Origin of the sequence: Pseudomonas caspiana (assembly GCF_040224095.2) — a bacterium.
Classification (GTDB): domain Bacteria; phylum Pseudomonadota; class Gammaproteobacteria; order Pseudomonadales; family Pseudomonadaceae; genus Aquipseudomonas; species Aquipseudomonas caspiana.
Genome location: NZ_CP167995.1, coordinates 3,484,015 through 3,509,605, shown reverse-complemented (window position 1 = coordinate 3,509,605; position 25,591 = coordinate 3,484,015). Strand labels below are relative to the sequence as shown.

Below are 25,591 nucleotides of genomic sequence, written 5' to 3'. Positions count from 1 at the left end.
GCTTCTATCAAACAAACACAGTTTTCCAGATTGGACGCATCCCAGTAGCTCACCGAGGTTACGAACCCAGCGATCACGGTATGTCTGACTCTCCGCCATCGCTGGCCTCGTGACCTCGGTGAGCACCTACAGATCGAATGGTTGCCTGGATTCAGCAAGGTGCCAGTTTTTGCAGGGGATGCAATTTCAATTCAGCGTTTCGTTTGATCAGCGTCATGCGTACTTCTACAGGAGACATTTATGGATAAAGTTCTCATCATCACGGGCGGTTCCCGTGGTATTGGCGCCGCCACTGCATTGCTTGCAGCAGCGCAAGGCTACCGGATCTGCATCAACTACCTTTCCGATCACCAGGCTGCCGAAAAGATCTGTGACCAGATCCGCGCATTGGGTGCATCAGTCATCGCCGTTCAGGCTGATGTCAGCAACGAAGATGAAATTGTCCGGCTTTTCGCCAGAGTTGATGCTGAGTTCGGGCCGGTGACCCATCTGGTCAACAATGCTGCAACCGTCGCTCATGCGTCCCGTGTCGAAGAACTGACCGAGTTCCGCCTGCTGAAAATGATGATGACCAACGTGGTCGGTCCGATCCTATGCAGCAAGCACGCGTTGCTGAGAATGTCGCCGCGCCATGGTGGCAAGGGCGGCAGCATCGTCAACGTGTCCTCGGTGGCGTCGCGTCTGGGCTCACCCGGCGAATACGTTGATTACGCAGCCTCCAAAGGCGCGCTCGACACCTTCACAACCGGTCTGGCCCGCGAAGTGGCAGGCGAGGGCATACGCGTCAATGCCGTACGGCCAGGCTATATATTTACCGACTTCCATGCCTTGAGCGGCGACCCGCAGCGTGTCAGCAAGCTGGAGCCCGGCATACCCATGGGCCGTGGCGGCGTTGCCGAAGAAGTTGCCGAAGCGATTGTCTGGTTGCTCTCCGAGAAGGCGTCGTATGCGACCGGCACATTTATCGATCTCGGCGGTGGCCGCTCCTAGTTCGTCACCATCGAGTGAATGATCCGTCCCAGGGTCTGCATGGCTTTATCCGATGCATCGTTCCAGATGCCGCCATAGTTGAGGCGAATGCAGTGACCAAAGCGTCGGGTCGGAGAAAAGATCGGTCCCGGTGCGATGCTGATTCCTTGGGCCAGCGCTGTTTTGAACACTTGCAGCGAGTCCACTTGCTCCGGCAGTTCCAGCCACAGGAAATAGCCGCCTTCTGGCTGACTGACTCTGGTCTGCGCCGGAAAGTATCGGGCAATGGCGCCCAGCATCGCCCGCTGCTGATCCTCGAGGGCGTAGCGCAATTTACGCAGGTGTCGGTCATAACCGCCGTGCTGTAGATAGTCGGCAATTGCCGCCTGAGCGGGCATTGACGCACACAGTGAGGTCATCAGCTTCAGGCGTTCGATTTTCTGTGCATAACGCCCGGCGGCTACCCAACCGATGCGGTAACCGGGGGCCAGGCTTTTGGCGAACGAACCGCAATGCAGCACCAGACCTTCGGTATCGAAAGCCTTTGCCGGTTTTGGCGCATGGGGACCGTAATACAGTTCTGCGTAGACGTCGTCTTCAATCAGCGGTACCTGATGTTCTCGAAGCAACTCCACCAACGCCCGCTTTCGCGCTTCAGGGACCAGCGCGCCAGTGGGGTTCTGGAAGCTGGTCATGCACCAGCACGCCTTGATCGGGTGGCGCTGGAGCGTCTGCGCCAGGATGTCCAGATCGATCCCGTCGCGTGGATGGACCGGGATTTCCACCGCTTTGAGTTTCAGGCGTTCCAGGACCTGCAAACAGGCATAAAACGCCGGAGCCTCGATGGCAACCAGATCGCCGGGCTGCGTGACGGCCTGCAGACAAAGATTGAGCGCTTCCAGTGCGCCATTGGTAATCAGCAGTTCCTCCATGGGCAGTATCAGCCCGCCGACCATGTAGCGCAGAGCAATCTGGCGCCGCAGTTGCGGGTGGCCCGGCGACATGTCGGTGACCACCATGCGCGGGTCCATGTCCCGACTCGCGCTGGCCAGTGAGCGTGACAAACGCTGCATCGGGAACAGCATCGGGCTGGGGAACGCAGAGCCAAAGGGGACGGTATTCGGGTCCTTGATGGAGCCCAGCACGGAGAACACCAACTCGCTGACATCCACCTCAGTGGACTCACCCACCTGAGGGGCTGTCAGCGGTTCGCTGAAGCTGCGACCGGATTGATCCAGCGCCTTGGCATTGACGAAATAGCCGGAGCGCGGCCGGGCACGAATCAGACCACGTCGTTCCAGCAGGTAATACGCCTGAAACACGGTCGATGGGCTGATGCCGTGGGTTTGACTCGCATAGCGTACCGAGGGCACGCGCTGCCCGGGAGCCAGCACGCCGGTTCTGATCAGTTCGGCGATATTATCGGCGTATTGTTCGTAGCGCTTCATGAGGTCTCGCGGGCTCTGCTCGATCATCCTGGGCGCTCATCTCTATCACTAAAACAGTCAGCGATAGGGTGAGCGTTCAGGTGTATTGAGAACAGAGCCAGCTTAACGATAAAAAACCGGATCAGATACCACCGGCTATGGGGTATTGCTGGGTCAGATTACTGTCAGCGTACCCGGTTCATCCCGGTCCACGGTGTGATGGCGCAAGTCTTTGGCGTTGTAGAGGGTGAGGGCGTCGGCTTCTGCTTCAGTGATGGGTACCTTGACGCCATCAATCTCCGCTTCAGACATATGGGTTTCATCGTTGGTGGTGATCAATACGTCAGCAGTAGCACTGCTGTAGCGCACCCCGTCGATTTCGGCTGAACAGTACTGGTTGGTCGAATCGAATTGCAAAGGCATGGTGATCTCCTTTTCACATGGACTACCTGATTTACGACCTTGCCGACGACTGAGTGTTAGTTCAGCACTCCTGCCGTTTGTCGCTGTCCATTTGCCTACATAAAGTCATACCGGGTGCAGGCGCTCTGCGAAGCTTTTGCAGGAGCTGCCGGGTTTGTCCCTCAAGATCCTCCCCAAGGAGCAACAATGAATGCATGGTGGCAAGAAGTCTGGGTAACGCTGCAATCCGAATTTTCCGATATCACTGATGCCTCACAACTAACCCGAATCACAGTGCGGCTCACGCTTGCGGCCGTGCTGGGCGGGATTCTGGGGTTTGAGCGGGAGCACAAGGGCAAGGCCGCAGGTGTACGCACGCATATGCTGGTGGCGATGGGCGCGGCCCTGTTTGTTCTCGCTCCAGACATGTCGGGTGCTGACGACGCTGCTCTGAGCCGGGTGATTCAAGGCATCGTCGCTGGTATTGGCTTTCTGGGGGCCGGGACGATCCTCAAGGATCGTGCGCAACATACCGATCAGGTCAAGGGCCTGACCACCTCCGCAGGGTTATGGATGACCGCCGCAATCGGAATTGCGGCGGGTATGGGACGTGAGGCCACGGCGGTATTAAGTACCGTTTTGGCCTTGGGAATCCTGAGTCTGATGCCAATAGTGGTCAATAAAATCGACCCCTCCGAAGAAAATCCGGACAAACAGGACGGCTCGGAAAAACCCTGACGGGCACCGTTACTCCGGAAAATCTTCACCCAGAATAGCGGGCGGCTCGTTGGGTGGCGGGTCGCCGATAGGCTCTGGGGTTACCTCCGGCGGGGTCGATGGCGGCTCCTTATCGGGGGTTGGTACCGGCAAGGCTGGATCGTCGATCATCGGATCAGGTGTTTCGGCTGGGACAGGAATGCTCATTGAGTCACCTCTACGTTTGGGAATGCATAGGGCAAATACGGTTGCAACATGACATTTTCTGGACACGCCTGGTTTTGGACCGCACGCATTCACGGATGGCTCAAGTGATTAGCGGGCGCGGCTCTGATCTGCGTCTAAGCTGACAGTCGTCATGCGTGACCGGACTGCAAACCTCTTTGAACTTTTCCCGTCGGGGACCGCTCGGAAACCAGTAGGCCGGATTCAGTCAATTGACTGTGGCCGCCAGAAAATTCTTGCTCAGGTAGCCGGCGGTAAGGCGGCCTGACCATCGTCAATGCATGGATTGCACAGGAGCGTCCCCCAGGGGCGTGAGGAGTGATGCTCGATGAATGTGACCGCTGATCAACCGTATGGCCCGGATTCCCTGGCCCGTGATGTTCCAAACCCGACTCGACCTTTACCTTTGACTCAAGCCCTGCAATTGCCGCGCATCGTGATTGAAGACACGACTCCGGTCATCGAGGGTGGCTTGTTTGCTGTCAAAGGCATTATCGGCCAGCCCGTCACAGTGACCAGCAAGGTGTTTGCTGACGGTCATGACAAGCTGGCCGTGCACATCCGCTGGCGTTCGGTGACTGAAGAAAACTGGCATAGCGCGCCTATGCAGGAGTTGGGAAATGACAGCTGGGTAGGCGAGTTCACCCCGACTGCTGTTAGCCGTTACATTTTCCGGCTGGAAGCATGGATCGATCAGTTCGCCAGCTATCGCTATGAGCTGGAGAAGAAGTTCGGCGCAGGCGTTTCGATCGAGCTGGAGTTGACTGAAGGCCGGATTCACCTCGAACACGCTGCTGAGCGCAGCTCGGGCGAACTCAAGGAACAGATTCTTGGCGTGTTGGCCGAGCTTGAAAAGGCTGAGCCCGAAGCCCGTGTGGCGATGCTGCTGAACAGCGAAACGTCGGGGCTGATGAGTCAGGCCGACAACCACGCGTTCCTGAGTCGCAGCATTGAGTTCCCCCTCGATGTAGAGCGTGAGTTGGCGCAATTTGCCAGTTGGTACGAACTGTTCCCGCGTTCGATCACTGATGATCCCGAGCGTCACGGCACCTTTAATGACGTGCACAGCCGGTTGCCGACGATTCGCGACATGGGCTTCGACGTGTTGTATTTCCCGCCGATTCATCCCATCGGCCGCGCCCATCGCAAAGGGCCTAACAACTCCCTGACGGCTGGCCCGGATGATCCTGGCAGCCCTTATGCCATCGGCAGTGAAGACGGCGGCCACGACGCGATTCATCCGCAGTTGGGTAGCCGTGAAGACTTCCGCAATCTGGTAGCCGCTGCCGCTGAGCATGGTCTTGAAATCGCCCTCGATTTCGCGATTCAGTGTTCGCAGGATCACCCTTGGCTCAAAGAACATCCGGGCTGGTTTACCTGGCGTCCGGACGGCACGATCCGTTATGCGGAAAATCCGCCGAAAAAGTATCAGGACATCGTTAACGTCGATTTTTATGCGCCAGACGCGATTCCGGGCCTGTGGCTGGAATTGCGCGACGTGGTACTGGGCTGGGTCGAGGAGGGCGTGAAGATTTTCCGGGTCGACAACCCGCACACCAAACCGTTGCCTTTCTGGCAGTGGATGATCGATGACGTTCGCAGTCAGCACCCGGACGTGATGTTCCTTGCGGAAGCCTTCACCAAACCAGCGATGATGGCGCGGCTGGGCAAGGTCGGTTACTCTCAGAGCTACACCTATTTCACCTGGCGCAACACCAAGGCCGAGCTGTCGCAGTACTTCACCGAGCTTAATCAGGCTCCGTGGCGTGATTGCTACCGGCCGAACTTCTTCGTCAACACACCCGATATCAATCCGCACTTCTTGCATGAGTCCGGGCGCGCCGGATTCCTCATTCGTGCTGCGCTGGCAACCATGGGTTCGGGGTTGTGGGGCATGTATTCCGGCTTCGAACTGTGTGAGTCAGCGCCAGTACCGGGCAAGGAAGAATATCTGGACTCCGAGAAGTACCAGTTGCGCCCTCGGGATTACACCGCGCCGGGCAATATCATTGCCGAGATTGCGCAGCTCAATCGCATTCGCCGCCAGAATCCGGCGTTGCACACCCATCTGGGCTTGAAGCTGTACACGGCCTGGAACGACAACATTCTGTATTTCGGCAAGCGCAGCGCCGATGGCAGCAACTTTGTTCTGGTTGCCGTCAACCTTGATCCATTCAATGCGCAGGAAGCGCATTTCGAATTGCCATTGTGGGAAATGGGTTTACCAGATGACGCGGCTACCTCCGGCGAGGATTTGATGACCGGACACCGCTGGACCTGGTACGGAAAGTCTCAGTTCATGCGTATTGATCCTGCGTATCAGCCTTTCGGCATCTGGCGTATCCAGTCCAATTAACAGGGAATGAATCATGGCAAAGAAACCCAAGAGCGCGGCCTTCATTAAAGACCCGCTCTGGTACAAGGATGCAGTGATTTATCAGGTCCACGTGAAATCGTTCTTCGATTCCAATAACGATGGCATCGGCGACTTCCCTGGTCTGATCTCCAAGCTGGATTACATTGCCGAACTGGGTGTAAACACCATCTGGTTGCTGCCGTTTTACCCGTCGCCACGTCGTGATGATGGTTATGACATTGCCGAATACAAAGGGGTGCACAGCGACTACGGCACCATGGCGGATGCAAAGAAGTTCATCGCCGAAGCGCACAAACGCGGTTTGCGGGTCATCACCGAACTGGTGATCAACCACACCTCGGATCAGCACCCGTGGTTCCAGAAGGCTCGTAAGGCCAAGAAGGGTTCCAAGGCGCGGGATTTCTACGTCTGGTCTGATACCGACGACAAGTACGACGGTACGCGGATTATTTTTCTCGACACCGAAAAGTCCAACTGGACTTGGGATCCGGTCGCTGAGCAGTATTTCTGGCACCGCTTCTATTCCCACCAGCCGGATCTGAATTTCGATAACCCGCTGGTAATGGAAGCTGTGCTGGACGTGATGCGTTACTGGTTGGACATGGGCATTGATGGCCTGCGTCTGGATGCGATCCCGTACCTGATCGAACGCGATGGCACCAACAACGAAAATCTGCCTGAAACCCACACGGTGCTTAAACAGATTCGTGCGGAAATCGACGCCAACTATCCTGATCGCATGCTCCTGGCGGAGGCCAACCAGTGGCCGGAAGACACCCAGCTGTACTTCGGTGACAAAAAGGGCGATGACGGTGATGAGTGCCATATGGCGTTCCACTTTCCGTTGATGCCACGCATGTACATGGCGCTGGCCCAGGAAGACCGCTTTCCGATCACTGATATCCTGCGGCAGACCCCGGAGATTCCGGCTAACTGTCAGTGGGCTATCTTCCTGCGCAACCACGATGAGCTGACCCTGGAAATGGTCACCGATCGCGAGCGCGATTATTTGTGGAACTACTACGCTGCTGACCGCCGCGCACGAATCAATCTGGGTATTCGTCGACGTCTGGCGCCATTAGTGCAACGCGATCGTCGCCGCGTCGAGCTGCTCAACAGCATGCTCTTGTCGATGCCGGGTACGCCGACGTTGTACTACGGCGACGAGATTGGCATGGGCGACAACATCTATCTCGGTGACCGGGATGGGGTGCGAACGCCGATGCAGTGGACCATCGACCGCAATGGCGGTTTCTCGCGCGCTGATCCGGCAAGTCTGGTGCTGCCGCCGATCATGGATCCGCTGTACGGCTTTCAGTCAGTCAACGTGGAAACCCAGAACAACGATCCGCATTCGCTGCTGAACTGGAATCGGCGCATGTTGGCCGTGCGCAAGCAGCAGAAGGCGTTCGGGCGCGGCGTGCTGAAAATGCTCTCGCCGAGCAACCGACGGATTCTTGCTTATACCCGGGAATACACCGGGCCTGACGGCAAGACCGAGATCATCCTGTGCGTTGCCAACATGTCCAGCGCCTCTCAGGCCGCCGAACTTGAGCTGTCAGCCTATGCGGGCACGGTGCCCGTGGAAATGCTTGGCGGCAGTGCATTCCCGCCCATTGGCCAGCTCAATTACCTGTTGACGCTGCCGCCTTATGGCTTCTATTGGTTCTTGCTTGCCGCAGAAAATCAGATGCCTAGCTGGCATGTGGAGCCTGCGCAAAGCATCCCGGATTTCCCGACTATGGTCCTGAAAAAACGCCTCGAAGAGTTGCTCGAAGAACCCCTGCGCACGGTGATGGAACAGAATTCGCTGGCGCTCTACCTGCCTAAACGTCGCTGGTTTGCGGCCAAGGACAAGGCCATCGACAAGGTCCACATCGCTTATGCGGTGCGCTTTGGCGATGCCGCACATCCGGTATTGCTGAGCGAAATCGAAGTCACGGCGGGCGATCATCATGCCCGTTACCAATTGCCGTTTGGCATGCTGGCCGAGGATGACATCAGCAGCGCCTTGCCTCAGCAACTGGCTCTGGCTCGTGTGCGTCGCGGTCGTCAGGTGGGTTTGGTCACCGACGCATTTACGCTGGAGACCTTCATCCGCGCAGTGGTACACGGTATGCAAGTGCAAAATGTGCTGCCTAGCAGCGAAGGGGAACTGCGTTTCGAGCACACGTCTCAATTGCCGCCGCTGGGCCTGGGCAATGAGTCGGAAGTTCGTTACCTGTCGGCCGAGCAGTCGAACAGCTCAGTGGTGGTGGGCAGCAGCCTGGTGCTGAAAATGATTCGCCGGGTCAATCCGGGCATCCATCCTGAACTGGAGATGGGCGCTTATCTGACTAATGCGGGTTACAAATACATCTCGCCGTTGTTGGGTTCCGTGGTACGTGTCGGTAATGATGGTCAGCATCACTTGCTGATGATTGCCCAAGGTTATCTGAGCAATCAGGGCGATGCGTGGGAATGGACCCAGAACAATCTGGAGCGGGCCGTTCGCGACGAGATGTCCCACAGTATTTCCGGACAGGAGCAGCATTACAACGCGCTGCTGGAACTGGAGGACTTCGCGGGCAATCTCGGCAAACGCCTGGGCGAAATGCATCAGGTCCTTGCCGCCGCTACCGACAATCCGGATTTTGCAGTGGAAGTCACCAGCGTCAAGGACAGCCAGGCCTTCGGTAAAAGCGTCACCGCCCAAATGGAACACGCGCTGCAGTTGCTGGAGCAGAACAAAGCAGCTTTGGAACCGGTAGATCAGCAACTGGTCAGTGATTTACTGGCCAACCGCAAGAAGGTTCTGGCCCACGTGCAAGGGTTGGCCAAACGTTCAGTAGGTGGGCTGCGGATCAGGGTTCATGGCGACCTGCACCTCGGTCAGGTATTGGTGGTCAAAGGCGATGCCTATCTGATTGACTTCGAAGGTGAGCCGGCGCGCTCCGTTCAGGAGCGACGCGCCAAGTACAGCCCGTTCAAGGACGTCAGTGGCGTACTGCGCTCGTTCGATTACGCGGCGGCGATGGCAGTGCGCAGCGCGCAAAGTGTCGATACGTCACCTGAGGCCAGTGAAGCGCGTCGCCGTGTGGCTGAAACTTATTTGAACCAGGCCCGTGAAGCGTTTATCGAAGGTTACCGGTCTGCGACTGCCGGGTTGGCCCACGCCTGGAAAGACACCAAGGGTGAAAAAGCGGCGCTTGAGCTGTTCACTCTGGAAAAAACCGCTTATGAAGTGGTCTACGAAGCTGAAAACCGCCCGACCTGGTTGTCCGTGCCGTTGCAAGGTTTACGTGGTCTGCTCAATCTGTCTGATGGAGAATCTTGATGAATGCGCCTGACAAAACCGGCGCGGGCTCGCGATTGATGCCCGCCGCTGTAGACATGGATGCATTGATCCGTGCCGAACACCGTGATCCGTTTTCGATACTGGGCCCCCATGGCGATGGCGCCAACGGGCAGATCATTCGTGCTTACCTGCCTGCGGCGTTAAGCGTGACAGTGCTTGCCCGTGAAGGCGGGCGTGAACTGGGTGCGCTGGAAATGAGCGAGGTCCCCGGTTTTTTTGTCGGGCGTTTTCCCGACGTTCAGCCTTACCTGCTGAAAATCAACTGGGCGGGCGGCGAGCAAATCACTGAAGACCCTTACAGCTTCGGCCCGTTACTGGGCGAGATGGACTTGTACCTGTTTGCCGAGGGTAATCACCGCGATTTGAGCAGTTGCCTCGGTGCACAAGTGACGACGGCCGAAGGCATTCAGGGCGTGCGCTTTTCCGTCTGGGCACCCAACGCGCGCCGGGTTTCAGTGGTCGGCAGCTTTAACAATTGGGACGGCCGCCGTCATCCGATGCGTTTGCGCCATCCTACCGGGGTCTGGGAAATTTTCGTTCCCCGGTTGCAGCCGGGCGAACTCTACAAGTTCGAGATTCTCGGCGCTCACGGGATTCTGCCGCTCAAGTCTGACCCGATGGCGTTGGCGACAACTCTGCCACCGGATACCGCTTCCAAGGTGTCGGCACCGCTGCATTTTGAATGGCACGACAACGACTGGCTGCAATCGCGAGGCGACCGCCACGCAACCAACGCGCCGTTGTCGATCTACGAACTGCACGCTGGTTCGTGGCAGATGGAACAGAACGACGAAGGCCAGTGGCGTCAGTACAACTGGCGTGAACTGGCTGACCGTTTGATTCCGTATGTGAAAGAGCTGGGTTTCACCCACATCGAATTGATGCCAATCATGGAGCACCCGTTTGGTGGTTCCTGGGGCTATCAACTGCTGGCGCAATTTGCTCCGACGTCGCGCTACGGCTCGCCCGAGGATTTTGCGGCATTCGTCGATGCCTGCCACCAGGCTGAGATCGGCGTGATTCTCGACTGGGTACCTGCGCACTTTCCGACCGATACTCACGGTCTGGCGCAGTTTGACGGTACGGCATTGTATGAATATGCCAACCCGCAGGAAGGCTTCCATCAGGACTGGGACACACTGATTTACAACCTGGGCCGCACCGAAGTGCACGGCTTTATGCTGGCCTCGGCGTTGCACTGGCTCAAGCATTACCACATTGACGGTCTGCGCGTGGATGCTGTGGCTTCGATGCTGTATCGCGACTATTCGCGTAAAGCCGGGGAGTGGGTACCGAACCGCTTTGGCGGTCGCGAAAACCTTGAGGCAATCGACTTCTTGCGCCATCTCAATGACGTGGTCGCGCTGGAAGCACCGGGCACGCTCGTCATCGCTGAAGAGTCGACGGCATGGCCAGGTGTCAGCCAGACCACGCAGCAAGGCGGGCTTGGTTTTGCCTACAAGTGGAACATGGGCTGGATGCACGACACACTGCACTACATGCAGCAGGACCCGATTCATCGTGCTCATCACCACAGCGAACTGAGTTTCGGCCTGATGTATGCCTGGTCGGAGAAATTCATCCTGCCGATCTCCCACGACGAAGTGGTTCACGGCAAGCATTCGCTGATCGATAAAATGCCGGGTGATCGCTGGCAGAAATTTGCCAACTTGCGGGCTTACCTGACGTTCATGTGGACCCATCCGGGCAAGAAGCTGTTGTTCATGGGCTGCGAGTTCGGCCAGTGGCGTGAATGGAATCATGACGAGCAACTGGATTGGTATTTGCTGCAATACGCAGAACATATCGGCGTGAAAAAATTGGTGAGCGACCTCAACCGGGTTTATCGCGAAGAGAAAGCGCTGCACGAGCGTGATACCGAGCCGATGGGCTTTCAGTGGCTGATCGGTGACGACGCCGCCAATAGCGTGTTTGCCTATATGCGCTGGAGCAAGGAGGGCGAACCTTTGCTGGTGATTGCTAACCTGACCCCGGTACCGCGCGAAGGATATCGCGTAGGCGTGCCGTTTGGCGGCAACTGGATCGAGTTGCTAAACAGCGACGCCGAGATGTACGCAGGTTCGAATCTGGGTAACGGCGGCGGTGTGCATGCCGATGAGGTCAAGAGCCATGGGCAGCCGTTGTCGCTGGCACTGAATCTGCCGCCGTTGGCTGTTTTGATTCTCAAGCCCAAGGCGAGTGAGGGTTAAGCCGGCCCACTGCATCTAGTCTCATCGTCGGAATGCCGCTCAGACCAAGCCCGGCATTCCGATGATAAGGCTGGACGCGATTTACTTTAGATCGCATCACCAACTCATCCGCACCCCCAGATTTCCTGCCATCCCACTCAAATCCTGATCATCCAGATTCCCGCTGTAGTCCGCGCTGAGATAGATGCTGACCCCCGGCGAAACCGTGGCCACGATGCCCGCACCTGCGTCGGCGTAGGTCGAGCGGTGCTCGGTCTTTATCTTGTCGGTGTGATTGAAAGTCACGGTGTCTGTGCCATCAAAGTTGTGCCACAGGTTGGTGCGCACATACGGCTCGATGGGCAAACCATTGACGCTGTACCGACCTTTGAGGCGCGCGCCTAGCCGTGCCGTATTCCGGGTCTGGGAGTCGAAGGACACATCGGATATGCCGTCGTTCTGGCTGTCGAGCTTGATGTGCTGATTGATTACCTGTGCTTGCGGTTCGATAACCCAATCAGCGGCTAGAGGAATCGGATACCCGGCTTCGACCGACAAGGTCAGCGCGTGACCTTCGGTGTCGATGCGAACGCCTCGATCAGAGCGGCTGTAGCCATCCAGACGGGTGCCCATGGCGACGGCATCGACGTACCAGCCTTTGGGGGCGGTCAGTGTCCAGTAAAGCCCGAGGCTGTCGCCTTCGAGTTTCAGCTTGCCGGTTTTACGGTCATGAAACCCGCCCGCGAAGCCCTCCACGTCCCCGTCGAGACGACTATGCCCGGCAAACAGGCCCGCGCGTTGTATCAGGTCGTTGTCGTGTTGCGCCGCATACAGGTCGTGGCCGACTTGATAGCCCTTGAGCGAGGCGTCAAGGCTCAGATCAACTGTACCGGACCAGCTCTGTTTGGCATTGCTGCCAAATACCCGCGCCCAGCCAGTTGGCGCCCAACCTGATTCTGTTAACAGACTCTGCTCACCCTGACGGTCGTGGAAAGTGCCCAGCGACATCAGCGTCAGCACCGCTGCTGCGGGAGGCACTACCGCATAGTTGGGGACTTCCAGGCGATAGAGGGGAATCGGTGCTGCACCGGCAATTGCTGACGGTAGCGGCGGGGTGCCGATGGCTGCGACTGGCGCAAGCGCCGCAGGTTGCGAAGGGGCTGTTGTCGGCGGTGTCGGGACGCCTGGACTGGCGGGCAAAGTCGTTGTTTCTGGGTCAGGGACAGCCAGTACGAGAGGAGGCGCCAGCACGGTCGAGCGCAGGAACCAGCTGTTTTCCGATCCCGCTGTAGCGCCGCCTTTGAACAGGTAATAGTCGTAAGCGCCGACCGATAGTGAGTTGCCCAGCGTAAACGCAGTGTTTTCACTGGTGGCGCCGTTATTGGCCTCCACGACCTGAATACCGTTCTGCCCAGTTGCAGCGCCTAGACCGCTCAGGTTAGTGACATTGATGTGTGTCGTGCCCGACAGTGTGCCCTGAGAGACCACCAGTTTGTCGCTTGGCGATGAGTCTTCACCCAGTATCGATTGCAGCAGCAGTCGTCCATTGTTAGCGGCGTAGTTGCCGTTGATCGTGAGGGTGTCAGTTGCGCTGCCATTGCGGCTCAAGTCCAGCGTACCCGCATTGTTCAGTGTTACTGATTGTCCCGCGGTGAACGGGCGGACACGACCGGATTCCGATGTCAGCGTACTGCTGGCGTCGACATTCATCGCGCCGGTACCGCTAGCGGTATCGCCGAGCACCATTTCGCCGTCAAGGTCCAAAAGGCTTCCGTTGCCCAGGTTCACCGTCTCCCAATTGGCGTAGCGAGCCGGGACCGATGTGCTGACCGCATCGAACGTGAGCAGGTCGGTGCCAGCGCCACCATCAAGCAGCGGGTTGGGTCCCAGTGATGATTCGCTAAGATTGGTCAGGAAGGCGCGGTCATTGCCGTCCGCCATCAACACCGTACCTGTGACAAAACCAGCGTTGCGCCAGTTGAAAGTATCGTTGCCGAAGCTGGCGCGTATCCCTCCTTTGACCTCGCCGCCGGAGACCGTAATGCTGTCGTCCCCACCGCTGACGCTGATAACCCCGCCAATGCTCCCTCCGGACAAGATGACCGTGTCCCGGCCAAAGCCAGCGACCAGATTATTGATGATCGTGCCGCCCGACATATCAAACAGGTTGTTATCCAGTTTCATATCGACCCGGCCGATGGTGCCGCCCGTCATGCGTGCAATATCACCGTCTTCGAATGCGTTGCTGATCGTGCCGCCAGTCATCAGGAAAGTGTCCAGGCCGTCGCCTTGAGTCAGCGAACGCATTGTCCCGCCACTCATGAAGAAATCATCGGGGTCAAAGCTCTGATTCACGTCACCGGTGATAGTCCCTGCCGTGATACGGAAGGTATCGACCCCGGCGCCCTGATTGAAGTCGCCAACGATGCTGCCGGAATTCATTTCGATACGGTCCTCACCGGCACCGAATGAAACGTTGCCGATAATTGAACCCGTGCCCCCAACAGGGAAAACAAGCGTGTTGTCGCCGCCAGGATTGGTCAGCGGGCCACTGCTGCCGCTGTCGCAAGTCTGGATGTCAGAGCCGATGGTGGAGTTGAGGTCACAAGCCGCTTGGGTCGATACGGGGAGGAGGGTGGTTGCCATTACCAAGGCTATACCGGTGCAGCAAACTGCACCGTTACGAAACGATATTTTTCTCACGACCGCGCTCCCTGCTGCGGGGTCAGGGAGGCTTTCACTGCTTCTTCAATGCCGGCAACCGCGCTGTAGCCGAGCGACCAAAGGCGGTCGCCCGGGATCCTGATCACTTTCAATAAGCAATCATTTCAAGCAGTAACAATAGAAGTTAAGGAGACAACCTGAGGTCCGTCAAGAAGTTGACCGACCGCAGGCAGATATCGAGGATTTTTATGCGCAACGGCTATTAAAGGTGAACTTCAACCGCTAAAGGCAGGTGGTCAGAGAGGTGTGTCCAAGGCTTGTTGCCCAGAATCCGCGGCTCATGACTGGTCGCGTTACGCAGATAAACCCGGTCCAGACGCAGCATCGGGAAGCGTGCCGGATAGGATTTGGCCAGCGCACCGTGATGACGCTCGAACGCTTCATGCAGGTATTCACAACGGGCCAGACGCTTGTTGCCGCGCAGTTGCCAGTCGTTGAAATCTCCCGCGATGATCACGGGTGCGTGGCTGGGCAAGGAGTCCAGCAATTTGCAGAGCAGGTCGAGCTGCAACTGTCGGTGACTTTCCAGCAGGCTCAGGTGCACGCAAATCGCGTGAACCTCATCGTGACCAGGCACTTGTAGCACGCAATGCAGCAAGCCACGACGCTCAGGGCCGGTGATGGAAATATCCAGATTGCGGTGCTGCAGGATCGGGTATTTGGAGAGAATTGCGTTGCCGTGGTGGCCATCGGGATACACCGCGTTACGGCCATAGGCGAAGTCGCTCCACATGCTGTCGGCGAGGAATTCATAGTGCGAAGTCTCTGGCCAGTCAGCGTGTCGCGAGGCGTGACGTTCATGACTGCCCAGCACTTCCTGAAGAAACACCAGGTCAGCGCTCGTGCTGCGCACGGCCTCGCGTAGCTCGGGGAGGATGAAACGTCGATTGAGCGCAGTGAAGCCTTTGTGGGTATTCACCGTCAGCACGCGCAAGCGATGGATATCGGGGATATCGGTCATGTCCACTACGTCGGCAGTTACGCCAGCTGGATCGGGTGGCACGCGGATGCTCCTATGAACGGGTATGTAGATCGGACTGGCGCATGGTGCGCCAGTTCATCTTTTTTATGCCCCGCTAACCTGAGCCTTCGCACGGCGAGACAGCAGTACCGTCAGGCCCAGGCCGCCAATTGACAGCAGCGAAGCAAAGAAGAAAATCCACGAATAGCCTAACCCCAGGGCAATCGCGCCCATGATCGGTCCGGCGATGGCCAGCGCCAGATCGAAGAAAACCGCGTAGGCACTCAGGCCTGCACTGCGGCTGCTGGACGGCACCTGCTTGATCGCTTCGACACCCAGCGCTGGATATACCAGCGACAGCCCCAGGCCGGTTAGCCCGGCGCCGGTCAACGCAACGGTGGTATTGGGAGCCACCCACAACAGGACCAGACCCAGCGTTTCTACCGCCATGCACAGAATCGCCGAGGTAAAGCCGCCAAGACGATTGATCGCGCCAATGAACAGCAGGCGCGCGGCAATAAAACATACACCGAAGACGCTCAGGCACCAGGCCGCACCTTCCCACCCACGGCTGACGTAGAACAGGGTAATGAACGTGGTCATCGTCCCGTAGCCGATTGACGCCAGTGTGAGGCTCAGACCAAAGGGCGCTATCCGGCCAAACACTGACCAGAACGGCAGACGTTCGCCCTTGATCACCGGTGGCGCCGTTTGTTTACGGATGACCAGCAGTGACAGGGAAGCCATCACCGTCAATGCGATACCGAGGGTGAAGAAACCAAATTCATGACTCATGAGGTAGCCCAATGGCGCGCCGATAGCGATGGCGCCATAGGAGGCAATACCGTTCCATGAAATCGCGCGGGCCGTATGCTCCGGGCCAACCTTGCCGATGCACCAACTGATGCTGCCCACGCCGATCAGTCCTTGGGATACGCCCAGGAACAGTCGCGAGACAATCAGAATGGTCAGGCTGACCTCGGGCAGGCGCTCGAGCATGGCGGCGGCGAAGGTCAATACGCCGCTGATTGCGATACCGGACATGCCATAAACCACCGCCAGCCGGGTGCCGATGGTGTCACAGATCTTCCCTGCAATCGGCCGACTGAGCAGGGTCGCCAGGTATTGCGAGCCGATGGTCAGACCTGCGATGACTGCACTGAAACCTAACTGGTCATGGACGTACCCTGGCAGCACTGCAATTGGCAGGCCGATGCAGAGGAAGGCAACGAAGGTGTAGAACACCACTGACACGATCTGCAGGGTGACCGTGATGGAGCTGGGCTGTGCAGCAGGCGGGGGCGGGGTAGCAACAGACATTGGGCTCTTTCGCTGGCAGGCGGTTGGGAGTGGCCACATCATGGCCTTGCTGGCTGACAAATGAAAGCATGCTAACGATGTAAGCATGCAACAATTTGTAAAACAGTATTTGCCGGAATTAAGAAGTGGTCATAGGATGACTGACCACAATCATAAAAACAAAGGATCTCCTGTGAGCAAACCTCTTCTCATGGCTGCGGCCGTTGTCTGCGGGTTAAGCATGAACGCCAATGCCTCCACTTTCGCTTATATTTCCAGCCCTGTTGACGGACTGATTTCCCAGTACAGCCTTGATGAAACGAACGGCAAGCTGAGCCTGGTAGAGCAGACAAAAGCGGGGGATATGGTCAACCCGATGGCTATCAGTCCGGACGGTAAAGTCCTGTATGCCGCTTTGCGGGTCAAACCTTTCCAGGTGCTGGGCTTCAGCATCGATCCCAAAAGTGGGCACTTGACTGAGCTGTCCCGAGGCCCGTTGGCCGAGAGCCTGGCTTACCTGTCCACGGATCGCAGTGGCCGCTTTTTGATGGGCGCTTCTTATGGCGCTGACGCCATTACGGTTCAGGCCATCGACGCTGCGAAGAAGCCCGAGGAAAAAATCCAGACCTACAAAACAGGCCCGCACGCACACTCGGTCCGCACCGATCCGAGCAACCGCTTTGCTTACGCGGGTAACCTCGGCGCCGACCACGTGCTGCAATACCGTCTGGACGAAAAAACGGGGGCACTGACGCCAATCGGCAGCGGTTTTGTCAGCGTACCGGCGAAAACCGGACCTCGGCATCTGGCGTTCTCCAATGACGGCAAGTTCCTGTTCGTCGATGGCGAAATGAGCGGCACCGTCACTGCGTTCTCGATTCACGACGAGACCGGGGCATTGACTCAAGTCGCACAAGTCAGCGGTATCCCTGAGCGCTTGAAGCTGGCCCATGGTGAAGTGCGGGATGCGAGCAATAACGACCTCAAGGACGACCCGACGCCCCGTATCTGGGCGGCTGACCTGCGCTTGTCGCCAGACGGCAAACTGCTGTTCATGACTGAACGTACCACCAGTTCCGTATCGGCATTTGCTGTGAATGGCGCAACCGGCGCGCTGACCTTTCTCGATAACTACCCGGTGGAAGAGAAACAGCCGCGCAACATTGCCTTCTCACCTAATGGCAAGTGGTTGCTGGTAACAGGTGAAAAAGCCGACAAAGTGGGTGTTTATAGCGTGGGCGATAAAGGTGCGCTCAAGCGCGTCAGTGACGCTGAGTCCGGCAAGGGCGCATTGTGGATCGAGGTGCTGCAGCTCAAGTAACGCGTAGCTGGAAATGAAAAAGCCCGGTCAGATGACCGGGCTTTTTGCGTTTTAGACTGTGTAGACTATTTCTGAGCAGGAGTGCGGCCTTGGTAGGAGCGAACTTGTTCGCGAGGGGGGCATTCAGTAACGGCATTACTGCCTTACACTCCGCCTCGCCAACAAGTTCGCTCCTACCGGTCTTGCGAGCTCAAAGATCGATCAGGCGTATCAGAACACCACACCCTGGCTACGCAGGTAGTCATCATAGGTGCCGCTGAAGTCGGTCACGCCGTTCGGGCTCAGCTCGATAATACGGGTGGCCAGCGAGGATACGAACTCACGGTCGTGGCTGACGAAGATCAACGTGCCCGGGTAGTTTTCCAACGCCAGGTTCAGCGCTTCGATGGACTCCATGTCCAGGTGGTTGGTCGGTTCGTCCATGATCAGCACGTTTGGCTTTTGCAGGATCAGCTTGCCGAACAGCATGCGACCTTGCTCACCACCGGAGATCACTTTGACCGATTTCTGGATCTCGTCGTTAGAGAACAGCATCCGGCCCAAAGTACCGCGAATCATTTGCTCGCCCTGAGTCCACTGGCCCATCCAGTCGAACAGCGTCACGTCGTTTTCGAAGTCGTGAGCGTGATCCTGAGCGTAGTAACCCAGCTCCGCGGCGTCGGTCCACTTGACACTACCGGCGTCCGGAGTCAGTTCGTTGACCAGCGTGCGCAGCAGGGTAGTCTTGCCGATACCGTTAGGGCCGATGATCGCGACGCGCTCGCCAGCTTCAACCTGGAAGCTGAAATCCTTGAACAGTGTCTTGCCGTCGAAGCCTTTGGCCATGCGCTCGACGATGACCGCCTGACGGTGCAGCTTTTTGGTCTGCTCGAAACGGATGAACGGGCTGACACGGCTCGATGGCTTGACTTCGGCCAGCTGGATCTTGTCGATCGCCTTGGCACGGGAAGTGGCCTGTTTGGCTTTCGAGGCGTTCGCAGAGAAGCGGCTGACGAAGGATTGCAGCTCTGAAATCTGTGCTTTCTTCTTGGCGTTGTCCGACAGCAATTGCTCGCGGGACTGGGTCGCCACGGTCATGTACTCGTCGTAGTTGCCCGGGAACAGACGCAACTCGCCGTAATCCAGGTCAGCCATGTGGGTGCACACGCTGTTCAGGAAGTGACGGTCGTGAGAGATGATGATCATCAGGCTGTTGCGCTGGGTCAGGATGTTTTCAAGCCAGCGGATGGTGTTGATGTCCAGGTGGTTGGTCGGTTCGTCGAGCAACAGCACTTCAGGATCGGAGAACAGTGCCTGAGCCAGAAGTACGCGCAGCTTCCAGCCTGGCGACACTTCACTCATCGGGCCGTTGTGCTGTTCGATGCCGATACCCAGGCCCAACAGCAACTCACCGGCACGCGATTCAGCGGTGTAGCCGTCCATTTCCGCGAATTCGGTTTCCAGTTCGGCCACGGCCATGCCGTCTTCTTCGGTCATTTCCGGCATCGAGTAGATGCGGTCACGCTCTGCCTTGACCTTCCACAGCTCTTCGTGACCCATGATCACTGTATCGATCACGGTAAATTCTTCGTAGGCGAACTGGTCCTGGCGCAGTTTACCCAGACGCACATTCGGCTCCAGCATCACTTGCCCACCAGAAGGCTCCAGATCGCCGCCCAGGATCTTCATGAAGGTGGATTTACCGCAGCCGTTGGCGCCGATCAGGCCGTAACGGTTACCGGCACCAAACTTGACCGAGACGTTCTCGAACAAGGGCTTGGCGCCGAACTGCATGGTGATATTCGCTGTGGAGATCAATTACCTTACCTTTCAATAACTTGGATTTGGCTGGATGCAGCCGGTACCGATTTGATGCCCGTTTCCGTCTTTGCCCTGGCGATTTTTATCACGGGCCGAGGCCATTCTTTGGGCCATATCTAGCCAGCATCTGCGACATAAAGAGTCGGATGACTGGAAATGAATGCGGGATTCATGCCGAATTTGGCGCGCATTGTCGCATAGAGTGAGTGGCAGTTGTATGGCAATCAGCAAGGATCCAGTTTGCTCCGCTCACGGACTGAACTGCTGCTTTCACGCAGATGTCTAGTAACCATCGCTTCCACATTCGGAAGCTGTCCAGGAGTACAGCCCGTGAATATTTTTGAAGCTTTGCGAGAAAGTCATGACCGTCAGCGCGGTTATGCCGACATTTTGGTCAAGACCAGTGGTGACAATGCCGAGCGTGTCGAGGCCTACAAACAGTTGAAAGCCGAATTGCAGGCTCACGAAACCGCCGAAGAGCGCTTCTTTTATATTCCGCTGATGGAACACGACAACGGTATCGACCTGAGCCGTCACGCGATCTCGGAACATCATGAGATGGACGAGATGATGGAAACGCTGGACGAGACCGAGATGTCCAGCCCGGCGTGGCTGGCCACGGCCAAAAAGCTGTCCGAGAAGGTCCACCACCACTTGAAGGAAGAAGAGCAGAAGTTTTTTCAGATGGCGGGCAAGTTGCTGGATGAGAAGCAGAAGCAGACTCTGGCCGGCAAGTACGTCAAGGAATACGAAGAGCAACTCACCGAAGCGTGAAAACTCAGGGCAGGGCGCATGTCTCGTTCATGCGCCTTCCCCGTCGGTGTAGACTCGGCTCTTTTCGCTCTCAAGGAATGTCATGAAGCTTCTGATCTCGGCAATCGCCCTGGCTGCTCTGGCGGGTTGCACCTCGCCGTCCAACCAGGCGAGAAATGATGGCCCGTACAAAACCTATTCGAGTCAGAAGACTGCAGCGGTGGTTGCGCAGTGCATCGAGTATTCCTGGCAGGACGAAGCTTTAATGGGGGCCGAAGCCGACGCGTTCATGCAGTCCAGCGAGAAGGGTTTCACCATTTACAACACGGGTGCAGAATTCTTCGTTGATGTGCAGCCCCAAGGTGGGGCGAGTTCTATCCAGTATTACGCGCCTTCCTCCAATCCTGCGACTGAGCGTCGCGGCGCCGCGCTGGCGACCTGCCTTTAAGTATCGATTTGACACGCATTAACACGTATTAAAAAGCCCGGCTCTAGAGCCGGGCTTTTTAATGTTCGCTGACGATCAATTGTCGTCGGAACCTGCAGCGCCGCCACCGGTACCGTTAGGACCGTTCTTGCCAGGGCCGCCAGCCTTGCCAACGGAGCTGCCTGTGGTGCCGCCGTCAACAGACTTGCCTGCACCTGAATCAGAGGCGCGGCCAGTAGCGTCAGCTTTGGTGCTGCCCGATGGTGGGGCTGGATGAGTGCCTGGTGGCACTGCCGAGCCGCTTTGAACGCCGCCAGTTTCAGGCTTTACCGGACCCGTGCTGGATGAAGCTGCGAACGCGGAACCAAACGAAAGTGAAAGCAGGCCTGCAAGCAAAAAGTTAGTCGTCTTTGACTTCATCATGGTACGTCTCCAATTTATGAGCGATACCTGATATTGGTCAGCCAACCCCTTGCAAGAGTGCCATGGGTGGCGACGAACGGTCATGCCGCACTTCGCCAGGTCATGGCACCAGTTTGTTCAGCTCGCAATATTCCACCCAGTCCATACCCGCCATCTGCGCCACTTCCTTGTGCACTTCACGCCGCTGACTTTCATATTCCTCAGGGCTCGCAGCGGTCAGTTGCAGTGTCAGCTCCCAGGCAAACAACCCTTGAAGCTCTGCCTGTGCCTCAAAGGCTTCATGCAAACGCTCTTCGCGATATTGCTCCTTGCTCAGTCCGGCAGCTTGAGCGGCTAGCGGGTTGAGTTTATCCAGTTCCTGCTGCAGTTCGGGGCGCTGGGCCAGGAAAGTCTCCAGTGCCAATTGATGCGGATGCTCTGCTGTAGCCATTGGATCTCCAAAGTGTATTTCCGGTCATGTCATAGGACAGACCATCACTGATGATACTCGTTGGTTTTTTTCCATCCAGTGCTGTGGCACACTCGGGCTGAATATTCCGCTATTTCAGATCATGTTCCGCTATAGTGGAATTGCGGGTGCTTACATCCAGCTGATGCGGTCCCTGCAGGAGCTCACCGAGGTTACGAGGCCAGCGATAGCAATTTGTCTGACACACCGCAATCGCTGGCCTCGTAACCTCGGTGAGCTCCTGCAGGGTTGGGTTTAATTCAGGTTGTATCTTTTACAGGAGCACTTTATGAGCATCACTCGTTATGGCGCAGGTAGCGTTGCCGGTGGCGGTCAGCCGCGTCCTTTCGCTCGCGCTGTTGAAGCCGACGGTTGGCTCCATGTGTCGGGTCAGGTGCCCGCAGAAAACGGCGAGATTATTGTGGGCGGCATCGTTGAGCAAACTCACAAGACCCTGCAAAACCTGGTCGCGATCCTTACTGAAGCTGGTTATGGCCTGGAGGACGTGGTCCGGGTTGGCGTCTGGCTGGAAGATCCACGGGATTTCTGGAGTTTCAATAAAGTGTTTGGCGAATACTTCAAGCCCGAACACGCTCCGGCTCGTGCCTGCGTGCAGGCCAGCATGATGGTTGACTGCAAGGTCGAGATCGATTGCGTGGCGTACAAGAAAAAAGTCTGACCGGGACGCGTTGTTTCACGGCAAGCAGTTGACCTGTAGGAGCGCACGAGCACTGCGAGGCCGCGATAGCGGTGTATCAGACGACCGCCATCGCTGCCTCGCGGTGCTCGTGAGCTCCTACAGTAGATATCGAAGGATGTGCACATGACCGAAGACACCATCAAACGCCGTGCCCGTGGGCTTGATCGAGCGTTCGATATCCTTGATTTCCTCAAGGAGCAGGGCACGCCCATGCGGCCCAATGAGATTGCCAGTGGCATCGGCAGTCCCAAATCGACGGTCTATGAACTGGTTGGCTCGCTGCTGGAGCGGCGCATTCTTGAGCCTGTGGGCAAAGACGGCCACGTTTACCTTGGCCGTCAGCTGTATTTTCTGGGTCAGGCACACTTGCGCCATTTCGACTTCACCCGTGAGGCAGAGGTCTGCCTGCGCGAGATCGTCAGCCAGACTCGCGAAACCGCGCAGATGTGTTTGCTCAATGGCCGCAAGTACACCGTCGCGCTGATGAAGGAGGGCGAACGGCACTTTCGGATTTCCTCCAATATCGGCGAGAACGCGCCGATTCCATGGACCGCATCCGGGCGCCTGCTGCTTTGCCATCTAAGCGATCAGGAAATCGTCGACCTGATTGATGCCGAGGATTTTGTCCTGCCAGATGGCCAGCGCCTGCCGCTTGAGACCTTTTTGGCCGAGATCCGCAAGGCGGGTGAGGAAGGCTTCTTTTCCTTTGATAGCGTTGCTGACACTTTCACCCATTGCTTCGCGGCGCCAGTCAAAGACGAACATGGCGTGTGCATTGCAACGCTGTGCATCGTTGCGCCACGGGCTGACGCCCAAACCCACTACGCCGATTACCGCAGGGTGCTGATTGACAGTGCCAACGGGCTGGCGCGTCGCATCAACGAATAATATCCGGGAGACCATCATGACTATTGCAGTTGTAGAAAAGGGCGCCGCCGCTCCAGGCGATCATCTCGTGCGTGACGTAAGCCTGCCTGCGCTGGTGATCCATCGTCAGGCGCTGGACCATAACATCCGTTGGATGCAGGCGTTCGTCACTAACAGCGGTGCAGAGTTGGCGCCTCACGGCAAAACCAGCATGGTTCCGGCGCTGTTCCGTCGGCAGCTGGAAGAAGGTGCCTGGGGCTTGACCCTGGCAACTGCGGTGCAGACTCGCGCTGCCTACGCACACGGGGTGCGTCGGGTGTTGATGGCCAACCAGTTGGTAGGCGCTGCGAACATGGCGTTGATCGCCGAGATGCTTGCTGACTCGATGTTCGATTTCCATTGCATGGTCGACCATCCGGATAACGTGGCGGCGTTGGGCGAGTTCTTCGCGGCCCGTGGCCTGCGTTTGAACGTGATGATCGAATACGGGGTGGTCGGCGGTCGCTGCGGTTGCCGGACCGAGCAGCAAGTGCTGGAACTGGCCGAGGCGATCGCGGCCCAGCCAGCTCTGGCGCTGACCGGTATCGAAGGTTACGAAGGGGTGATTCACGGTGATCAGGCGGAAAGCGGTATTCGCGCTTTCGCTGCCTCGCTGGTGCGTCTGGCGGTGGACCTGCAGGATCGCGGTGCGTTTGCGCTGGAACGGCCCATCGTCACTGCCTCAGGTTCGGCCTGGTATGACCTGATCGCCGAAGCGTTTGACGAGCGCCAGGTGCGCGAGCGATTCCTCGGTGTGTTGCGCCCTGGCAGCTATGTCGTGCATGACCACGGTATCTATAAAGATGCGCAATGCTGCGTGCTGGATCGCCGCAGTGATCTGCACGAAGGCCTGCGTCCGGCAATGGAAGTCTGGGCTCATGTGCAATCAATGCCTGAACCCGGCTTCGCCGTGATTGCCATGGGTAAGCGCGATGTTGCCTATGACGCAGGCTTGCCAAATCCATTGCTGAGCTACAAGCCCGGTGTTGTGCCGACGCAAGGTGTGGATGTCAGCGCCTGCAAGGTGACGGCCGTGATGGATCAGCACGCGTTCATGACTGTAGCTCCCGGTTGTGAGCTGAAAGTCGGAGACATCATTGCGTTCGGTGCTTCCCACCCGTGCCTGACGTTCGACAAGTGGCGCAGTGGCTGCCTGGTGGATGAAAACCTGCAAGTCATTGAAAGTTTCGACACGTATTTCTAGTCTCGGGAGTCGCACTCGATGAGTGAGCTGATCAGCCATAGTCGCCCACGAATCGCCCTGATCGGCGAATGCATGATTGAACTGCAGCAACATGCCAGCGGCACTCTGCAACAGAGTTTCGGTGGTGACACGCTCAATACGGCGGTCTACATGGCCCGCCAGTTGGGCAGCAGCGCTCAGGTGGATTATGTCACTGCGCTGGGTGATGACAGCTTCAGCGATGCCATGTGCCAAGGATGGGCGCAGGAGGGGATTGGCCTGAGCAAGGTGCAGCGGCTGTCGGGGCGTTTGCCGGGGCTGTATTGCATTCAGACTGATACCAGTGGCGAGCGTCGCTTCCTGTACTGGCGCAACGAAGCTGCTGTGCGCGACTGCTTCAATACTCCGGACGCTGACCTGATTCTGGGCTCATTGCCGGATTACGACCTGCTTTACCTGAGCGGGATCACCCTGGCGGTGTTGGGCGAACAGGGGCGGCGGCGTTTGTTTTCCGCTCTGGCTCAGGCTCGTGCGGCAGGCGTGCGGGTCGCGTTCGACAACAACTATCGGCCGCGTCTGTGGGCGTCAGTCGAACAGGCGCGTGAAGCGTATCGTGCGTGTCTGGCTCATGTTGATGTGGCGTTGCTTACCGAGGACGACGAGCAGGCATTGTTCGGTTACGCCGAGAGTGAGCAACTGCTGAGCGCCTACCGCGAGCTGGGCATCAGCGAAGTCGTGGTCAAGCGTGGCTCGCAGAGTTGTCTGGTGGAGTCGGGTGGTGAACGCTTCGAGATTCCTGCTCATCAAGTGGAGCGGGTCATCGACAGCACGGCGGCGGGGGATTCGTTCAGCGCGGCTTATCTATCAATGCGTTTGCGCGGAGGCAGCCCGGTGCAGGCCGCCGAAGCCGGGCATCGTCTTGCGAGCGTGGTGATTCAGCATCCAGGGGCGTTGATTCCCAGGAGTGTTATGCCGGGGTTGTAGGTGATGCGGCTGCGGCGTC

The 25,591-nt window shown here is 57.6% G+C and carries 21 protein-coding genes; 12 read left to right on the top strand and 9 right to left on the bottom strand.

The annotated features are described in order from the left end of the window. Nucleotides 1-240 precede the first annotated feature (240 nt). The gene (locus tag ABRP31_RS16060) at nucleotides 241-990 is read left to right on the top strand and encodes an SDR family oxidoreductase (protein ID WP_349969291.1); all 750 of its coding nucleotides are present in this window, start codon (nucleotides 241-243) and stop codon (nucleotides 988-990) included. On the opposite strand, the gene mapR is transcribed toward ABRP31_RS16060, so the two are convergent. Both mapR and ABRP31_RS16050 read right to left on the bottom strand, forming a co-directional pair. Then, on the bottom strand, nucleotides 987-2,417 hold the full coding sequence (mapR, locus tag ABRP31_RS16055; protein ID WP_349969290.1) for a GntR family transcriptional regulator MpaR: 1,431 nt from the start codon (nucleotides 2,415-2,417) through the stop codon (nucleotides 987-989). The genes ABRP31_RS16060 and mapR overlap by 4 nt on opposite strands. Nucleotides 2,418-2,570: 153 nt before the next feature. Beyond that, nucleotides 2,571-2,819 carry a DUF3203 family protein gene (locus ABRP31_RS16050; RefSeq protein WP_349969289.1) on the bottom strand — a complete coding sequence of 83 codons (249 nt, stop codon included), beginning with the start codon at nucleotides 2,817-2,819 and terminating at the stop codon, nucleotides 2,571-2,573. Nucleotides 2,820-3,005: 186 nt separating this feature from the next. Between ABRP31_RS16050 and ABRP31_RS16045 the strand changes: the two genes are divergently transcribed. Next, on the top strand, nucleotides 3,006-3,536 hold the full coding sequence (locus ABRP31_RS16045; protein WP_087263904.1) for an MgtC/SapB family protein: 531 nt from the start codon (nucleotides 3,006-3,008) through the stop codon (nucleotides 3,534-3,536). Between the two features lie 9 nt (nucleotides 3,537-3,545). On the opposite strand, the gene ABRP31_RS16040 is transcribed toward ABRP31_RS16045, so the two are convergent. Next, complete coding sequence (locus ABRP31_RS16040) at nucleotides 3,546-3,722, bottom strand: hypothetical protein (RefSeq protein WP_349969288.1); 177 nt, start codon at nucleotides 3,720-3,722, stop codon at nucleotides 3,546-3,548. A 346-nt stretch (nucleotides 3,723-4,068) separates the two neighbouring features. On the opposite strand from ABRP31_RS16040, the gene ABRP31_RS16035 reads away from it, so the two are divergent. Genes ABRP31_RS16035 through glgB form a run of 3 tightly spaced genes read left to right on the top strand, consistent with a single transcriptional unit; the run spans nucleotide 4,069 to nucleotide 11,664 of the window. Then, entirely contained in the window at nucleotides 4,069-6,096 is a 2,028-nt protein-coding gene (locus ABRP31_RS16035) for an alpha-1,4-glucan--maltose-1-phosphate maltosyltransferase (protein WP_087263906.1), read from the top strand. 13 nt (nucleotides 6,097-6,109) lie between these two features. After that, complete coding sequence (gene treS, locus ABRP31_RS16030; protein WP_349969287.1) at nucleotides 6,110-9,433, top strand: maltose alpha-D-glucosyltransferase; 3,324 nt, start codon at nucleotides 6,110-6,112, stop codon at nucleotides 9,431-9,433. Then, a complete protein-coding gene (glgB, locus tag ABRP31_RS16025) occupies nucleotides 9,433-11,664 on the top strand; it encodes a 1,4-alpha-glucan branching protein GlgB (RefSeq protein ID WP_349969286.1) in 2,232 nt (743 codons plus the stop codon). The genes treS and glgB overlap by 1 nt, the downstream gene beginning before the upstream one ends. A 96-nt stretch (nucleotides 11,665-11,760) precedes the next feature. On the opposite strand, the gene ABRP31_RS16020 is transcribed toward glgB, so the two are convergent. From ABRP31_RS16020 to ABRP31_RS16010, 3 genes are all read right to left on the bottom strand, one after another. Continuing rightward, complete coding sequence (locus ABRP31_RS16020; RefSeq protein WP_349969285.1) at nucleotides 11,761-14,289, bottom strand: autotransporter outer membrane beta-barrel domain-containing protein; 2,529 nt, start codon at nucleotides 14,287-14,289, stop codon at nucleotides 11,761-11,763. 280 nt (nucleotides 14,290-14,569) lie between these two features. Further along, on the bottom strand, nucleotides 14,570-15,328 hold the full coding sequence (locus ABRP31_RS16015; protein ID WP_349969576.1) for an endonuclease/exonuclease/phosphatase family protein: 759 nt from the start codon (nucleotides 15,326-15,328) through the stop codon (nucleotides 14,570-14,572). A 105-nt stretch (nucleotides 15,329-15,433) separates the two neighbouring features. After that, nucleotides 15,434-16,648, bottom strand: coding sequence for an MFS transporter (locus ABRP31_RS16010; protein WP_349969284.1), 1,215 nt, complete (start codon nucleotides 16,646-16,648; stop codon nucleotides 15,434-15,436). Between the two features lie 172 nt (nucleotides 16,649-16,820). Between ABRP31_RS16010 and ABRP31_RS16005 the strand changes: the two genes are divergently transcribed. Beyond that, complete coding sequence (locus tag ABRP31_RS16005; RefSeq protein WP_349969283.1) at nucleotides 16,821-17,948, top strand: lactonase family protein; 1,128 nt, start codon at nucleotides 16,821-16,823, stop codon at nucleotides 17,946-17,948. Between the two features lie 210 nt (nucleotides 17,949-18,158). Here the strand turns inward: ABRP31_RS16005 and ABRP31_RS16000 are convergent, their stop codons facing one another. Continuing rightward, nucleotides 18,159-19,745: an ABC-F family ATPase gene (locus tag ABRP31_RS16000; RefSeq protein WP_087263914.1), complete on the bottom strand. Its 1,587-nt coding sequence runs from the start codon at nucleotides 19,743-19,745 to the stop codon at nucleotides 18,159-18,161. A 333-nt stretch (nucleotides 19,746-20,078) separates the two neighbouring features. On the opposite strand from ABRP31_RS16000, the gene ABRP31_RS15995 reads away from it, so the two are divergent. Further along, a complete protein-coding gene (locus ABRP31_RS15995; protein ID WP_087263915.1) occupies nucleotides 20,079-20,522 on the top strand; it encodes a hemerythrin domain-containing protein in 444 nt (147 codons plus the stop codon). Between the two features lie 82 nt (nucleotides 20,523-20,604). Beyond that, nucleotides 20,605-20,949, top strand: a complete 345-nt coding sequence (locus tag ABRP31_RS15990) for a 2-oxoacid ferredoxin oxidoreductase (RefSeq protein ID WP_349969282.1) — start codon at nucleotides 20,605-20,607, stop codon at nucleotides 20,947-20,949. Nucleotides 20,950-21,024: 75 nt separating this feature from the next. Here ABRP31_RS15990 and ABRP31_RS15985 read toward each other — a convergent pair whose 3' ends face one another. Next, nucleotides 21,025-21,351: a hypothetical protein gene (locus ABRP31_RS15985; RefSeq protein ID WP_087263919.1), complete on the bottom strand. Its 327-nt coding sequence runs from the start codon at nucleotides 21,349-21,351 to the stop codon at nucleotides 21,025-21,027. Nucleotides 21,352-21,451: 100 nt separating this feature from the next. Then, on the bottom strand, nucleotides 21,452-21,781 hold the full coding sequence (locus ABRP31_RS15980) for a DUF6388 family protein (protein WP_087263921.1): 330 nt from the start codon (nucleotides 21,779-21,781) through the stop codon (nucleotides 21,452-21,454). A gap of 307 nt (nucleotides 21,782-22,088) precedes the next feature. On the opposite strand from ABRP31_RS15980, the gene ABRP31_RS15975 reads away from it, so the two are divergent. From ABRP31_RS15975 to ABRP31_RS15960, 4 genes are all read left to right on the top strand, one after another. Then, nucleotides 22,089-22,478 carry a RidA family protein gene (locus ABRP31_RS15975; protein ID WP_349969281.1) on the top strand — a complete coding sequence of 130 codons (390 nt, stop codon included), beginning with the start codon at nucleotides 22,089-22,091 and terminating at the stop codon, nucleotides 22,476-22,478. A gap of 144 nt (nucleotides 22,479-22,622) precedes the next feature. After that, a complete protein-coding gene (locus ABRP31_RS15970; protein ID WP_349969280.1) occupies nucleotides 22,623-23,387 on the top strand; it encodes an IclR family transcriptional regulator in 765 nt (254 codons plus the stop codon). A 16-nt stretch (nucleotides 23,388-23,403) separates the two neighbouring features. Next, nucleotides 23,404-24,609, top strand: coding sequence for an amino acid deaminase (locus tag ABRP31_RS15965; protein ID WP_349969279.1), 1,206 nt, complete (start codon nucleotides 23,404-23,406; stop codon nucleotides 24,607-24,609). A gap of 18 nt (nucleotides 24,610-24,627) precedes the next feature. Further along, entirely contained in the window at nucleotides 24,628-25,572 is a 945-nt protein-coding gene (locus ABRP31_RS15960; protein WP_087263928.1) for a sugar kinase, read from the top strand. Nucleotides 25,573-25,591: the final 19 nt, after the last annotated feature.